Genomic DNA, 13,632 nt, shown 5'->3' with positions numbered 1-13,632 from the left:
GCCATCTGCCCGGAGGACGCCATGCCCGTTCCCGCCACGCCCGCCCGCCATCCCGCGCTCACCGCAGCCGATCCCGAACTGGCCGCGCTCGTGGGGGCCGAGGAGCGTCTGCAGGCCGACACCCTGCGGCTCATCCCCAGCGAGAACTACGTCTCCCAGGCGGTGCTGGAGGCCTCCGGCACCGTCCTGCAGAACAAGTACAGCGAGGGCTACCCGGGGCGCCGCTACTACGAGGGCCAGCAGAACATCGACCGGGTCGAGCGGCTCGCCGTCGCCCGCGCGAGGTCCCTCTTCGGCGTCGAGCACGCCAACGTCCAGCCCTACTCCGGCTCCCCGGCCAATCTGGCCGTGTACCTCGCCTTCGCCGAGCCCGGCGACACCGTGATGGGCATGGCCCTCCCCATGGGCGGTCACCTCACCCACGGCTGGGGCGTGTCGGCCACCGGCACGTGGTTCCGGGGCGTCCAGTACGGCGTCCGGCGGGACAACGGCCGCATCGACCTCGACGAGGTGCGTGAACTCGCCCTGGAGGAACGGCCGAAGGTCATCTTCTGCGGCGGCACCGCCCTGCCGCGCACCATCGACTTCGCCGCGTTCGGGGAGATCGCCCGCGAGGCGGGCGCCGTCCTCGTCGCCGACGTCGCGCACATCGCCGGCCTGATCGCCGGTGGTGCCCACCCCTCGCCGGTCCCGCACGCCGACGTGATCTCCACGACCACGCACAAGACGCTGCGCGGTCCGCGGGGCGCCATGCTGATGTCCCGCGAGGAGCACGCCAAGGCCATCGACAAGGCCGTCTTCCCCGGCCTCCAGGGCGGTCCGCACAACCAGACCACCGCCGCCATCGCCGTCGCCCTGCACGAGGCGGCCCAGCCCTCCTTCCGCGACTACGCCCACGCCGTCGTCGCCAACGCCAAGGCCCTCGCCGAGGCCCTGGTCGCCCGCGGCTTCGAGCTGGTCTCCGGGGGTACCGACAACCACCTGGTGCTGATGGACCTCACGTCCAGGGACGTTCCGGGGAAGGTCGCGGCACAGGCCCTGGACCGGGCGGGGATCGTGGTCAACTACAACACGGTCCCCTACGACCCGCGAAAGCCCTTCGACCCCTCCGGCATCCGCATCGGCACCCCTTCTCTGACGTCCCGCGGCCTCGCCACGGAGCACATGCCGGCCGTCGCGGACTGGATCGACCGCGGGGTGGCCGCCGCCCGCAAGGGAGACGAGGAGGCCCTGGCCGCGATCCGGGCCGAGGTCCGCGACCTGATGTCGGCCTTCCCGGCGCCCGGCCTGCCGGCCTGACCCGACGGTCGTCCCCGCGTCCCCTCCGGCACGGCCTCCGGACCGTCCCGCCCCACGCCCCTGCACGGTCGTCTCCGTGCCGGTCGGGCGTGGCGCGGTCGTCCTGGCGCCGGTCGGGTGGGCGCGGCCTCCGGACCGTCCCGCCCTACGCCCCTGTGCGGTCGTCCCCGCCCCGGTCGGGCGTGGCGCGGTCGTCCCCGCGTCCCCTCCGGCACGGCCTCCGGACCGTCCCGCCCCACGCCCCTGTGCGGTCGTCCCCGCCCCGGTCGGGCGTGGCGCGGCAGTCCCCGCGTCCCCTCCGGCACGGCCTCCGGACCGTCCCGCCTCACACCCCTGTGCGGTCGTCTCCGTGCCGGTCGGGCGTGGCGCGGTCGTCCTCGCGCCGGTCGGGTGGGTGCGGTCGGTGCGGGCGTCCCGCCCCACGCCCCTGCGCGGCAGTCCCCGCCCCGGTCGGGCGGCGCGGTGGTGCACGCGGTCCGGCTCCGCCGCGGCAGCCGGGACGGCCGCGTCCGGTACCGGCGGCTCCGGCCGCCCGGCGGCCGCGCTTCCCGCCCGGCGAGCTCACGCGTCCGCACGGCCGACTGCACTGTGTTCCTCGTCTCACCGTTCCTCGTCTCACCGGCCCCGATCCGAGGCAGCCGCGGTCGGCGGGCCGCGCAGTCCGGAACCGGCCCGGCGGCCGGTACGCCCCGAAGAAGGCGGACGGCACCGCGTCCTCCGCGTCGGAGCAGGCGCCGCAGGCCACCGCCGCGCGCGGCGCCACCGGTGTCCGCGCGCCGGCCCCGCATGGGCCCCGGGCTCCGGAACGTACGCGAGCGATCGCCCCCGCCCCCCGACGAGGGCCGGAGTGCGGCCCTCCGGGCGTCCTCCCGCACGCCCGCACCCTCGATGCACCGCGCGCCGCCGATCGGTTCCCGAGCTGTCGGCGCCACCTGAGACAATGCTGAGCATGGCCTCTGAACGTCCTCGTGTGCTCTCGGGAATCCAGCCCACCGCCGGCTCGTTCCACCTCGGCAACTATCTCGGCGCGGTCCGCCAGTGGGTCGCCCTGCAGGAGACCCACGACGCCTTCTACATGGTGGTCGACCTGCACGCGATCACGGTCCCGCAGGACCCGGCCGAGTTGCGCGCCAACACCCGCCTGGCCGTCGCCCAGCTGCTCGCCGCGGGCCTCGACCCGGAGCGCTGCACCCTGTTCGTCCAGAGCCATGTGCCCGAGCACGCCCAGCTCGGCTGGGTGATGAACTGCCTCACCGGCTTCGGCGAGGCCTCGCGCATGACGCAGTTCAAGGACAAGTCCGCCAAGCAGGGCGCCGACCGGGCCACCGTCGGCCTCTTCACGTACCCGATCCTCCAGGTCGCCGACATCCTGCTGTACCAGGCCGACCAGGTGCCGGTCGGTGAGGACCAGCGGCAGCACATCGAGCTCACCCGCGATCTCGCCGAGCGCTTCAACGGCCGGTTCGGCCGGACCTTCACGCTCCCCGAGCCGTACATCCTGAAGGAGACGGCGAAGATCTACGACCTGCAGGACCCGCAGATCAAGATGAGCAAGTCGGCGTCCACCCCCAAGGGCCTGATCAATCTGCTCGACGAACCGAAGGCGACCGCGAAGAAGGTCAAGAGCGCCGTCACCGACACCGACACGGTGATCCGCTTCGACCTGGCCGGGAAGCCAGGCGTGAGCAACCTGCTCACGATCCTGTCCACCCTCACCGGCACCGGTGTCGCGGAGCTGGAGCAGCGGTACGAGGGCAAGGGCTACGGCGCGCTCAAGACCGACCTCGCCGAGGTCATGGTCGACTTCGTCACCCCGTTCCGGGCGCGCACCCAGGAGTTCCTGGACGACCCGGAGACGCTGGACTCGCTGCTGGCCAAGGGCGCGGAGAAGGCCCGTGCGGTGGCCGCGGAGACCCTCGCGCAGACGTACGACCGGGTGGGATTCCTGCCCGCCAAGCACTGAGGACGGCGGTTCCGCCGGGCACCGGGCCAAGGGCCCTGGCGGGACCACGGCCGCAGGCGTCACACTGGCGCCAACGCAGACGACCCAGAACCCGGATGAGGAGAACACGTGGGGACCGTAACGCTCGGCGTTTCGATCGCGGTCCCGGAGCCCTACGGCAGCCTGCTCCAGGAGCGGCGCGCGGGCTTCGGGGATCCCGCCGCGCACGGCATCCCCACGCATGTGACCCTGCTTCCGCCCACCGAGGCCGACGCGTCGGTCCTGCCCGAGGTCGAGGCACATCTGACGAAGGTCGCGGCGGTCGGCCGGGCGTTCCCCATGCGACTGTCCGGCACGGGCACGTTCCGCCCGCTGTCGCCCGTGGTGTTCGTCAAGGTGGTCGAGGGCGCGGCGGACTGCACCCAGCTCCAGCAGCGGGTGCGGGACGATTCGGGACCGCTCGTGCGCGAGCTGCAGTGGCCCTACCATCCGCATGTGACCGTCGCCCACGGCATCGCCGAGGAGGCGATGGACCGGGCGTACGAGGAGCTGGCCGGCTACGAGGCCGCGTGGACCTGCACCTCCTTCGCCCTCTACGAGCAGGGTGCGGACGGGGTGTGGCGCAAGTTGCGCGAGTACGCGTTCGGGGGTGGCTCTGCGCCGGGCGTCCCGCCGCAGAGCGCCCCGGTCGACGCACCGGCCCCGACGCACCAGTGATCCCGGAGCCGCCGCGCTCCCGATGACCGTGGGGCGGGGCGGCGCGGGCGAAGGCCCGGGCCGGTGCGCCCCGGCTCACGGCAACTCCAGCGCAGCGGACGGACCCGGCCACGGTGCGCTGCGGCGGGCCGGGGCCTCCGCGTGGGACCGCCGACCTCAGACCGGGAGGCGGCGGAACAACGGCCGGGGGACGTGCCGCAGCGCCGACATCACCACCCGCAGTACCCCTGGGACCCACACGGTCTCGGAGCGCCGCCGCAGTCCCTTCTCGATGGCCTGCGCCACCTGGTCGGGCGTCGTGGCCAGGGGCGCCTCCACCAGCCCCGCCGTCATCCTCGACCGCACGAAGCCGGGCCTGACGACCATCACGTGCACGCCCGTGCCGTGCAGGGCGTCGCCGAGCCCCTGGGTGAAGGTGTCGAGTCCCGCCTTGCTGGAGCCGTAGATGAAATTGGCCCGCCGGGCCCGCTCGCCCGCCACCGACGACAGCACGACGAGCGAGCCGTGCCCCTGTGCCTGGAGCGCACCGGCGCAGATCAGCCCGGAGGACACTGCTCCGGTGTAGTTGGTCTGGGCGACGCGGACCGCGTCGAGCGGCCGGGCCTCGTCGTGCGCCTGGTCGCCCAGCACACCGAACGCGAGCAGCACCATGTCGATGTCGCCCTCGGCGAACACCTTGCCGAGGGCCTCCTCGTGCCCGCTGGGGTTCAGGGCGTCGAAGACCACGGTGCGTACGTCGGCGCCGAGTTCACGCAGCCCGGCGGCGGCGGAGTCCAGCGCGGGCGAGGGGCGGCCGGCCAGCCAGACCGTACGGGTCCGGCGGGCCACCAGCCTTCGCGCGGTGGCCAGGCCGATCTCCGACGTGCCGCCGAGGACGAGCAGGGTCTGGGGGGTACCGAAGGCGTCCTTCATGGTGCGTGCTCCTTGCGTCACATGGGTGCTGGGCCGGCCGAGGTCACAGGGACAGCCGGCGGGACAGGTCGGACACGAACACCCCGCGCGGGTCGAGCCGTGCGCGCAGCGCCCGGAAGCGGTCGAGGCCCGGGTACATCACCGACAGCAACTCCGGCCGCAGCCGGGAGTCCTTGGCCAGATAGACGCGTCCGCCGCAGTCGGCCACCACCTGGTCGAGCCCGTCCAGGAACGGGCCGAGGCCCGGCAGCCCGGCCGGTACGTCCAGGGCGAGCGTCCAGCCGGGCATCGGGAACGACAGCCAGCCCGGGTCGCCCTCGCCGAACCTCTTCAGCACGGCGAGGAACGACGGGCATCCGTGCCGGGCGACGCGCCGCACGATCGTGCGCAACGCCTCCTCCTGCCCGTGGCCGACCACGAACTGGTACTGGACGAAGCCGCTCCGGCCGTAGACGCGGTTCCAGTGCGGAACACCGTCGAGCGGATGGAAGAAGGCCGGGATGCTCTGCAGCTGCCCGCGACGTGCGCGGGGTGCGCGTCGGTACCAGAGCTCGTTGAAGAGGGACACGGAGGCACGGCCGAGCAGTCCTTCGGGGACGAAGGCGGGCGCGGGGGGGAACTGCCGGGGGCGGAACTCCAGCGGCCGGCGCCGAGCGCGCGCCGGGAGCGCGTCCAGCGGCGCGTGCTCCCCGCGGGTGAGGACCGCGCGGCCCGTCGCCGCCCCGCGCGCGACCAGGTCGATCCATGCGACCGAATAGCGGTGGCGGTCGTCATGGGCGGTCAGACGGGCCATCAGATCGTCGAGGTCGCCGGCGCGCTCGGTGTCCACCGACATCAGCGACGTCTCGACGGGGTGCAGCCGGACGGTGGCGGAGAGGACGACGCCGGTCAGGCCCATGCCGCCGGTCGTCGCGTCGAAGAGCTCGGTGCCGGGGACCACCGTGCGCACCTCGCCGTCCGCGGTCAGCAGTTCCAGCGAGAGGACGTGGCGGGAGAAGGACCCGGACACATGGTGGTTCTTGCCGTGGATGTCCGCGCCGACGGCGCCGCCGACCGTGACGTAGCGGGTCCCGGGCGTGACCGGTACGAACCAGCCGAGCGGCAGCAGCACCTCCATCAGCCGGTGGAGGCTGACCCCCGCGTCGCAGACGACGACCCCGCCCTCGGCGTCGATCGTGCGGATGCGGTCCAGGCCGGTCGTGTCGAGGACGGCCCCGCCCGCGTTCTGCGCCGCGTCGCCGTAGGCCCGGCCCAGCCCGCGGGCGATGGTGCCGCGGTTGCCGCATCGGTGTACGGCCGCCACGGCCTCCTCGTGCGTCCGGGGACGGACCAGCAGTGCCGCGGAGGGCGCGGTGCGCCCCCATCCGGTCACCGGCACCGGCAGATCGCCGTCCCGGCCTGAAGGGGTCGCGGGCGAGGTCGGGGCGGCGTGCTCGGCAGGGGCGACGGGGACGCACTCGGCAGACATGCGCGCGACGGTATCGCCCCTTACGGATGATTTGCCTTCAATGTCCCTGACTCGCCGAAACGGGTGATTAAACGGGTGTCACAAAATATGACCGCAAGATTCGGCCCCACATTGAGAAGAGTCGTTCCCGGTGTATCGAAAGGGGCGGCAGATGCGAGACGCCGAAGGCACACCCCGGCCGGAACGGAGCGGCCCGCGGGATCCGCACGATCCGCAGGTCCGTCGGCCCGGGCGCAGGCAGGGGCAGGCGGGCTGGACCGCCGCCGAGCGGCGGTTGCTGGCCGTGCTGCGCGGCTGCGGCGACGAACCCCGGGTCGCGGCGGCGGCCCGCGCGCTCTCGCACGGCGGTGAGCACGCCGCGCTCTGGCTGGCGGGCGGCCTGGTCTGCGCGGCGGCCGACCGCGAGCGGCGCGACGGCTGGCTGCGGGGCACCGCGCTGATCGCCGCCGCCCATCTGACCAGCATGGGCGTCAAGCGCCTGGTGCGGCGCCCCCGGCCCCTGCTGCCCACGGGCGAACCCCTCGTACGCACCGCGGGGCGGCACTCCTTCCCCAGTTCGCACGCCGCCTCGGCGGCGGCCGCCGCCGTGGCCTTCGGGGTGCCGCGTCCGGCCGGCCGGGTGCTGGTCCCGCCGCTCGCCGCCGCCATGTGTGTGTCCCGCCTGGTCGCCGGGGTCCACTACCCCACCGACGTGGCCGCGGGGGCGCTGCTCGGAGGGCTGCTGGCACACGGCGGAACCGCCTGGCTACGGGCCGCGGGAGGGTGCCGGCCCGGCGGGGGTCGCCGTGTCTGAGCGCAGCACCGCACTGCTGGAGCAGTCGGGAGAGCCCGGACGGCCGCCGCTGCCGCCCGGCGGGTCCGCCCGCGGACGCCGGCGTCCGCTGAGCCTGCCGATCGGTCTGGTCAGGACCGCCAGACCGCGCCAGTGGATCAAGAACGTGCTCGTCGGGGCGGCGCCGGCTGCGGCCGGGGAGCTGGTGTCCGGGCAGACCGCCGGCCAACTCGGCCTCGTCTTCGTGCTGTTCACGGCCGCCGCCTCCGCCGTCTATCTGATCAACGACGCGCTGGACGCGGAGGCCGACCGCGCGCACCCCGCGAAGTGCCGGCGCCCGGTGGCCCGCGGGGACGTGCCGGTGCCCGTCGCCTACGGCGCCGGGGCGCTGCTCGCCGTCGCCTCGACCGCCGCCGCGGCCGTCCTGTGCAACGCCATGACGGCCGCGCTGCTGACGGCGTACGTGGTGATGCAGATCGCCTACTGCGTCCGGCTCAAGCACGTCCTCGTCGTCGATCTCGCCATCGTCACCACGGGGTTCCTGATGCGCGCCATGGTCGGCGGGGTGGCGCTGTCCATTCCGCTGTCCCGCTGGTTCCTGATCACCACCGGCTTCGGAGCGCTCTTCATGGTGGCCGCCAAGCGCTACTCGGAAGCCGTCGAGATGGAGGGCTCCGCCGGCGCGACCCGGGCCCTGCTCACCTCGTACACGACCGGCTACCTCCGCTTCGTGTGGCAGCTCGCGGCCGGTGTGGCGGTCCTCGGCTACTGCCTCTGGGCGCTGGAGGACGGCGGGAGCGCCGACGGCTCGCTGCTGCCGTGGCGCCAGCTCTCGATGATCGCGTTCATCCTGGCCGTGCTGCGGTACGCGGTCTTCGCCGACCGGGGGGCCGCGGGCGCACCCGAGGACGTCGTCCTGCGCGACCGGCCGCTCGCCGTCATCGGACTGGCCTGGCTGGCGATCTACGGCATGGCGGTCGCGGGCCTGTGACCGAGCCGCTGCACCGGCCGCCCCTCTACCGCCCGCTTCCCCGCCCCAGGGCCCGGACCGCCGGGCCGGACGGGCGGGAACTCGTCTCGTTCCTGCTCGTCGGGTGCTGCGCCTACGCCGTCGACCTCGTGCTCTTCCTGTTGCTCCGCGGCCGGTTCGGCTGGGAGCCGCTGACGGCCAAGACGCTGTCCTTCCTCGCCGGCTCCACCGTCGCCTACCTGGGCAACGCGCTCGGCACCTACGGCGGCCGCGGGCGGGCCCGGCGTGTCTCCTGGCGCGACTGCGCCGCCTTCTTCGGGGTCAACGCGGCCGGCGCCCTCGTCCAACTGCTCTGCCTCGCCGTCTCCCACCACGTCCTCGGCTTCACCTCGGCCCGCGCCGACACCGTGTCAGGTCTGGGCGTGGGCATGCTCCTCGCGACCTGTCTGCGCTTCTGGGGGACGCGGACGCTCGTCTTCGGATCAACGGAGCAGGTCGGGGGAAGGCGTAGGCCATGGACTGGCTGACCCGGCTTCCCGTCATCGGACCGCTCGCGCAGCGGCTGATGCGGACGCACACATGGCGCTCGTACGAGAAGCTCGACGAGGCGCGCTGGACCCGGCTGGCCGCGGCGATCACCTTCATCAGCTTCCTCGCGCTGTTCCCGCTGATCACCGTCGCCGCCGCGATCGGTGCCACGCTGGTGGGCAAGGAGCGGCTGAAGGCTCTGCAAGGCAGGCTGACCGAGCAGGTACCGGGCATCTCCGACCAGCTCGACCTCGGCGCGCTGGTGGACAACGCCGGCACCGTCGGGCTGATCGCCGGTGCGCTGCTGCTGCTCACCGGCATCGGCTGGATCGGCTCGATGCGGGAGTGCCTGCGGGTCGTCTGGGGCCTCGACGACAAGGGGGACGGCAACCCGCTGGTCCGCAAGGGCAAGGACGCGGTGGTCCTGCTCGGCCTCGGCGCCGTGGTGCTGGCCTCGTTCGCCGCGTCGGCGCTCGGGTCCAGCGCCGTCGGCTGGACCGCGGACCAGATCGGCATCGACCGCGACGGGGCGGGCGGTGTGCTGCTGCAGACCGCCGCCCTCGCGGTCGCGGTCGCCGCCGACTTCCTGATGCTGCTGTACGTCCTGACGTTGCTGCCCGGCGTCCATCCCCCGCGCCGCCGGCTGATCGTGGCGGCGCTGATCGGGGCCATCGGCTTCGAGCTGCTGAAGCTGCTGCTCAGCGGCTACATCTCCGGTGTGGCGGCGAACTCGATGTACGGCGCGTTCGGTGTGCCCGTCGCCCTGCTGCTGTGGATCAACTTCACGGCGAAGCTGCTGCTGTACTGCGCCGCCTGGACGGCCACGGGCAGTGGCCCAGGTGCGGAGGAACCCGTCAGCGGCGAGGCAGACGACGGGCCAGATCGGGCAGCGGCCAGCGCCGGTTGACCAGGAACCCGGCGATCGCGAGCAGCACCAGCGCGACGATGGCGACCGAGACGGCGATGCCCGCGCCGGTGGACTCACCGTGGCCGGCGGCGGCCGCCTCGCCCGGGCCGTGCTGGTTCTGCCCGCGCTCCTCGCCGGCCGGCGACGGCCCGTCGGAGTCGCCCGAGGCGCCCGTGTCGGCCGACTTCGGCGGCACCAGCTCGCCGACCGGCTCCACCTTCCCGGCCGCGGCGAAGCCCCAGTCGAGCAGCCGGGCGGTCTCCTTGTAGACCGCGTGGCCCTCCTTCGATGACGGGTTCATCACCGTGACCAACAGCACCTTGCCGTTGCGTTCCGCCACCCCGGTGAAGGTGGATCCGGCGAGCGTGGTGCTGCCGTTCTTCACCCCGGCGATGCCCTGGTACGGGGCGACGCCGAAGTCACCGGTCAGCAGCCGGTTGGTGTTCTGGATCTGGAACGACTCGCGCTTCTTGCCCGGCTTCTGCTCGCCCGGGAACTGGGCGCGGGGGGTCGCGCAGTACTCCCGGAAGTCCTTCTTCTGCAGACCGCTCCGGGCGATCAGGGTCAGGTCGTACGCGCTCGACACCTGGCCCTTCTCGTCGTATCCGTCCGGCGTGACGACGTGGGTGTCGAGGGCCTGCAGCTCCTCCGCGTGCTCCCGCATCTCCTGCACGGTCCGCGGGACGCCGCCGTTCATCTCGGACAGCACATGGACCGCGTCGTTCCCCGAGCGGAGGAACACCCCGAGCCACAGGTCGTGGACGGAGTAGGTCTGGTTCTCCTTGATGCCCACGAGGCTGCTGCCCACGCCGACGCCGTCGAGCTCGCCCCGGGTGACCGTGTGCTTCTGGTCCTTGGACAGCTTGGGCAGCACCGTGTCCGCGAAGAGCATCTTCAGCGTGGAGGCGGGGGGCAGCCGCCAGTGCGCGTTGTGCGCGGCCAGCACCTCGCCGCTCTCGGCGTCCGCGACGATCCAGGACCGGCCCGTCACCCCCTTGGGGAGGACGGGTGCGCCCGCCGCGAGCCTGACCTGGGTGCCGGGCCTGCCGAGCTGCGCGCCGCCGACGGTGGACATCACCGACGGGGGGTTGGGTGCCTTCTCGTCCCGGGGGCCGACCTCGGCCGCGGCGGACGCGGGTACGGCGGTGAGCGCGGGCAGCAACGCGGCGGCGGCGACGGTCAGTGCGGTTTTCCTCAAGGCAGACACGGACGAGAACGTACATGGAGTCGACGACGGCTCCGACACCGGCCGGGTGACCCGCCGCGAGCTCCGCCGGTACAGCCCAGCCCGTCCCGGGGCGGACTCCGAGGCTCCGGTTTCCGCGGGCGCGGACCCGGCGTCCGGCGGCACCGGACCCCGCCGCTCCGGTGCAGGGGACTGCGGCGATACTGAGTCCATGAAGCTCAGTCGCCCCGTCTCCTGGTTCCTGCTCGCGTTCGGGGTGTGGAGCTGGGTCATCTGGGTCACTTTCGTCAAGAACCTGTGGCAGGACGCGAGCGGCCTCGCCTTCGACGACGCCGGTGACCCGACTGCGTACTTCTGGGTCCATCTGCTGCTCGCCGTCACGTCCTTGCTCCTGGGGACGGCCGTCGGTGTCGTCGGGTTGCGTGGCGTACGCGCATTGCGCCGCGACCGTGAATAGGGGAACGGTGCCGTGCTGGTCGTCCTGCTTGTGATCGCTGCCGTCGTCACCCTGCTGGTGACGGTGCACTGGTACGTCTGGCGGCGCCTGGTCCGCGACACGACGGCCGGGCCCGGGGCGGCCCGCCGCGCGGGCACGGCGGCCGTGATCGTGCTGCCGCTGCTCACCGTCGGCGCGTTCGTCTCCAGCCGGGCGGACGCGCCCTTCTGGCTCCAGCAGACCTTCGCGTGGCCGGGATACCTCTGGCTCGCCGCGCTGCTGTACCTGACGCTCGCCCTGGTCGCGGGCGAGGCCGTCCGCCCTCTTCTGCGCCGTGCCCTGGCCCGCCGCGCGGCGGGCCGTGCACCCGGGGCACCGCCGACCGGGGTGACCGACACGTCCCCGCCCGCCGGGGCGTCCGCGAACGCGGCAGCCCAGGGCCCGGACAGCCGCCCGTCCGGGGGCGCCGCGACCGCCGGTTCTGCGACGGTCGGTTCTGCGACGGTCGGTTCTGCGACGGTCGGTTCTGCGACGGTCGGCTCCGCGACGGCCGGTTCTGCGACGGCCCCGGACCCGGCCTCGCCCGACGCCGGCCCGGGAACGACGACCGCGGTCGCCGCACCGGCCCAGGAGACGCCGGGCGGAACCGCCCGCACCGACGGCCGTGCCCCCGAGGCCCCCGGCGCACCCGAGGCCCCGCCGGCCGGCCCGCCGGAGGACGGGCGTCCGGCGGCCGGAATGTCGCGCAGGCTGTTCGTGGCCCGGATCGTCGGTGGGGCGGCCGTCGCCGCGGCCGCGGGCACCGTCGGCCACGGGACGTACGGCGTCCTGCGCGGACCGAGTGTGAAGCACGTCACCGTGCCGCTCGCGAAGCTTGCGCGGGCCACGCACGGCTACCGGATCGCGGTCGTGAGCGACATCCACCTCGGGCCGGTCCTGGGCCGCGCCCACACCCAGCGGATCGTGGACGCGATCAACGCCACCCAGCCCGATCTCGTCGCCGTCGTCGGGGACCTGGTCGACGGCACCGTCGCCGACCTCGGCAGCGCCGCCGAACCCCTCGCCGGGCTCCGCGCACGGGACGGCTCGTTCTTCGTCACCGGCAACCACGAGTACTTCTCCGGCGCCGACGCCTGGGTCGACCATGTGCGCGAACTCGGACTGACCCCGCTGCGCAACGACCGCGTCGAGATCGCCGGCTTCGACCTCGCCGGGATCGACGACGTGGCGGGCGAACGCGAGGGCCAGGGCCCGGACTTCGCACGGGCGCTCGGTGACCGCGACCGCAGCCGTGCCGCCGTGCTCCTCGCCCACCAGCCGGTCGTCATCCACGAGGCCGTGCGCCACGCAGTGGACCTCCAGCTCTCCGGCCACACCCACGGGGGCCAGCTCTGGCCCGCCAACTACCTCGCGGACCTGGCCAATCCGACCCTCGCGGGTCTGGAGCGGTACGGCGACACCCAGCTCTACGTCACGCGCGGGGCCGGGGCCTGGGGACCGCCGGTGAGGGTCGGAGCCCCGTCCGACATCACCGTGGTGGAGCTCGCCTCCCGCGAGACCTGACGGTCACCGGGACTCGTACCGCTGCGGCAGCGGAAGGACTGCGCCCCGCCGGCCCGTACGGACCGTGCGAGCCGGCAGGCCGGGGTCACGCCGTCGTCCCGCGCTCCCGACGGCGCCCCCTGCCCCGGCTCTCCTTCGGGTCCCTGCCGCCGCCGTCCTCGCCGCCGTCCGCGGCGGGGGCCTTCCGGTCCGCCTTCCGCCCGGGCATGCCCGAGGCGGCCATGCCCGCGGCCGTCGGCATGAAGTCCCGCAGCAGCTCGTGGGTCTCCTGCACGAGGGGGCGCAGGATGCGGAACCGGGAGAGCGAGACCGCCCGGGCGGTGACCGGCGCGAGCCGCTCGACGAGGCGGCGGCTGTTGGCGCAGCCCTCGGAGCGGTCGTACACCCAGAACAGGACGAGCCCCATCTGCTGGAGCCAGAGCAACCGCGGGAGGGCGTCGGCCAGTTCGGGGTCGACCTTCACGGAGGCCCCGGACAGCACCTGCCGGTGGACGTCGATGGCCGCCTCCCGCGGGCCCTCCGACTCCGGGGAGAAGGGGCTGAGCGGGCTGTCCGGGTCGGCCGCGTTCTTGAAGAACTGGGACGCGAACTCGTGGTAGGGCTCGGCGATGTCCAGCCAGCCGAGAAGGACCCCCCGGACACGTGCCGCGAGGTCCTTCTCGCCGCCGTCCAGGACCTCCGCGACGGCCGCCCGGTGCTGCTCGGCGATCCGGTCGTAGAAGCCCTGGACGAGGTGTTCCTTGGAGGAGAAGTAGTAGTAGGCGTTTCCCACGGAGACCCCGGCCTCCTGGGCGATGGCCCGCATCGTCGTCTTGTCGTAGCCGCGCTCCTGGAAGAGCCGGAGAGCGGTCTCGAGGATGAGGGTGCGGGTCTGCTCGCTCTTCGCGGGCTTTCCGGCCCGGTCCTGCTTCTCGTCCGTCACGTCGTTCACG

Annotated in this window: 13 protein-coding genes; 9 read left to right on the top strand and 4 right to left on the bottom strand. The window is 73.7% G+C overall.

The window, feature by feature from the left end:
* Positions 1–21 precede the first annotated feature (21 nt).
* The 3 genes from FEF34_RS14470 to FEF34_RS14460 all read left to right on the top strand — a co-directional run bounded on the left by FEF34_RS14470 (position 22) and on the right by FEF34_RS14460 (position 3,958).
* The gene (locus FEF34_RS14470) at positions 22–1,299 is read left to right on the top strand and encodes a serine hydroxymethyltransferase (protein WP_138057486.1); all 1,278 of its coding nucleotides are present in this window, start codon (positions 22–24) and stop codon (positions 1,297–1,299) included.
* A 949-nt stretch (positions 1,300–2,248) separates the two neighbouring features.
* Positions 2,249–3,262 carry a tryptophan--tRNA ligase gene (gene trpS / locus FEF34_RS14465; RefSeq protein ID WP_138053567.1) on the top strand — a complete coding sequence of 338 codons (1,014 nt, stop codon included), beginning with the start codon at positions 2,249–2,251 and terminating at the stop codon, positions 3,260–3,262.
* A 108-nt stretch (positions 3,263–3,370) separates the two neighbouring features.
* A complete protein-coding gene (locus FEF34_RS14460; RefSeq protein ID WP_138053566.1) occupies positions 3,371–3,958 on the top strand; it encodes a 2'-5' RNA ligase family protein in 588 nt (195 codons plus the stop codon).
* Between the two features lie 156 nt (positions 3,959–4,114).
* Here FEF34_RS14460 and FEF34_RS14455 read toward each other — a convergent pair whose 3' ends face one another.
* Complete coding sequence (locus tag FEF34_RS14455; RefSeq protein ID WP_138053565.1) at positions 4,115–4,870, bottom strand: decaprenylphospho-beta-D-erythro-pentofuranosid-2-ulose 2-reductase; 756 nt, start codon at positions 4,868–4,870, stop codon at positions 4,115–4,117.
* Positions 4,871–4,913: 43 nt separating this feature from the next.
* Positions 4,914–6,338 carry an FAD-binding oxidoreductase gene (locus FEF34_RS14450; protein WP_234042402.1) on the bottom strand — a complete coding sequence of 475 codons (1,425 nt, stop codon included), beginning with the start codon at positions 6,336–6,338 and terminating at the stop codon, positions 4,914–4,916.
* 151 nt (positions 6,339–6,489) lie between these two features.
* Here FEF34_RS14450 and FEF34_RS14445 point away from each other — a divergent pair, with 151 nt between their 5' ends.
* From FEF34_RS14445 to FEF34_RS14430, 4 genes are all read left to right on the top strand, one after another.
* Entirely contained in the window at positions 6,490–7,131 is a 642-nt protein-coding gene (locus FEF34_RS14445; protein WP_138053564.1) for a phosphatase PAP2 family protein, read from the top strand.
* Entirely contained in the window at positions 7,124–8,101 is a 978-nt protein-coding gene (locus FEF34_RS14440) for a decaprenyl-phosphate phosphoribosyltransferase (RefSeq protein ID WP_138053563.1), read from the top strand. Before FEF34_RS14445 ends, FEF34_RS14440 begins: the two co-directional genes overlap by 8 nt.
* Positions 8,102–8,193: 92 nt before the next feature.
* Positions 8,194–8,607, top strand: coding sequence for a GtrA family protein (locus tag FEF34_RS14435; RefSeq protein WP_234043085.1), 414 nt, complete (start codon positions 8,194–8,196; stop codon positions 8,605–8,607).
* Entirely contained in the window at positions 8,595–9,515 is a 921-nt protein-coding gene (locus tag FEF34_RS14430; RefSeq protein ID WP_138053562.1) for a YihY/virulence factor BrkB family protein, read from the top strand. The genes FEF34_RS14435 and FEF34_RS14430 overlap by 13 nt, the downstream gene beginning before the upstream one ends.
* Here the strand turns inward: FEF34_RS14430 and FEF34_RS14425 are convergent.
* Entirely contained in the window at positions 9,463–10,722 is a 1,260-nt protein-coding gene (locus tag FEF34_RS14425; RefSeq protein ID WP_325063632.1) for a D-alanyl-D-alanine carboxypeptidase family protein, read from the bottom strand. The genes FEF34_RS14430 and FEF34_RS14425 overlap by 53 nt on opposite strands.
* Positions 10,723–10,912: 190 nt before the next feature.
* Between FEF34_RS14425 and FEF34_RS14420 the strand changes: the two genes are divergently transcribed.
* On the top strand, positions 10,913–11,158 hold the full coding sequence (locus FEF34_RS14420) for an SCO4848 family membrane protein (RefSeq protein ID WP_138053560.1): 246 nt from the start codon (positions 10,913–10,915) through the stop codon (positions 11,156–11,158).
* A gap of 12 nt (positions 11,159–11,170) precedes the next feature.
* A complete protein-coding gene (locus FEF34_RS14415; RefSeq protein WP_138053559.1) occupies positions 11,171–12,700 on the top strand; it encodes a metallophosphoesterase in 1,530 nt (509 codons plus the stop codon).
* 85 nt (positions 12,701–12,785) lie between these two features.
* Here the strand turns inward: FEF34_RS14415 and FEF34_RS14410 are convergent, their stop codons facing one another.
* Positions 12,786–13,631, bottom strand: coding sequence for a TetR family transcriptional regulator (locus FEF34_RS14410; RefSeq protein WP_138053558.1), 846 nt, complete (start codon positions 13,629–13,631; stop codon positions 12,786–12,788).
* Position 13,632 lies beyond the last annotated feature (1 nt).

The sequence above is a fragment of the Streptomyces marianii genome (assembly GCF_005795905.1).
Lineage (GTDB): Bacteria > Actinomycetota > Actinomycetes > Streptomycetales > Streptomycetaceae > Streptomyces > Streptomyces marianii.
This window is presented reverse-complemented; position numbering and strand designations above follow the sequence as displayed.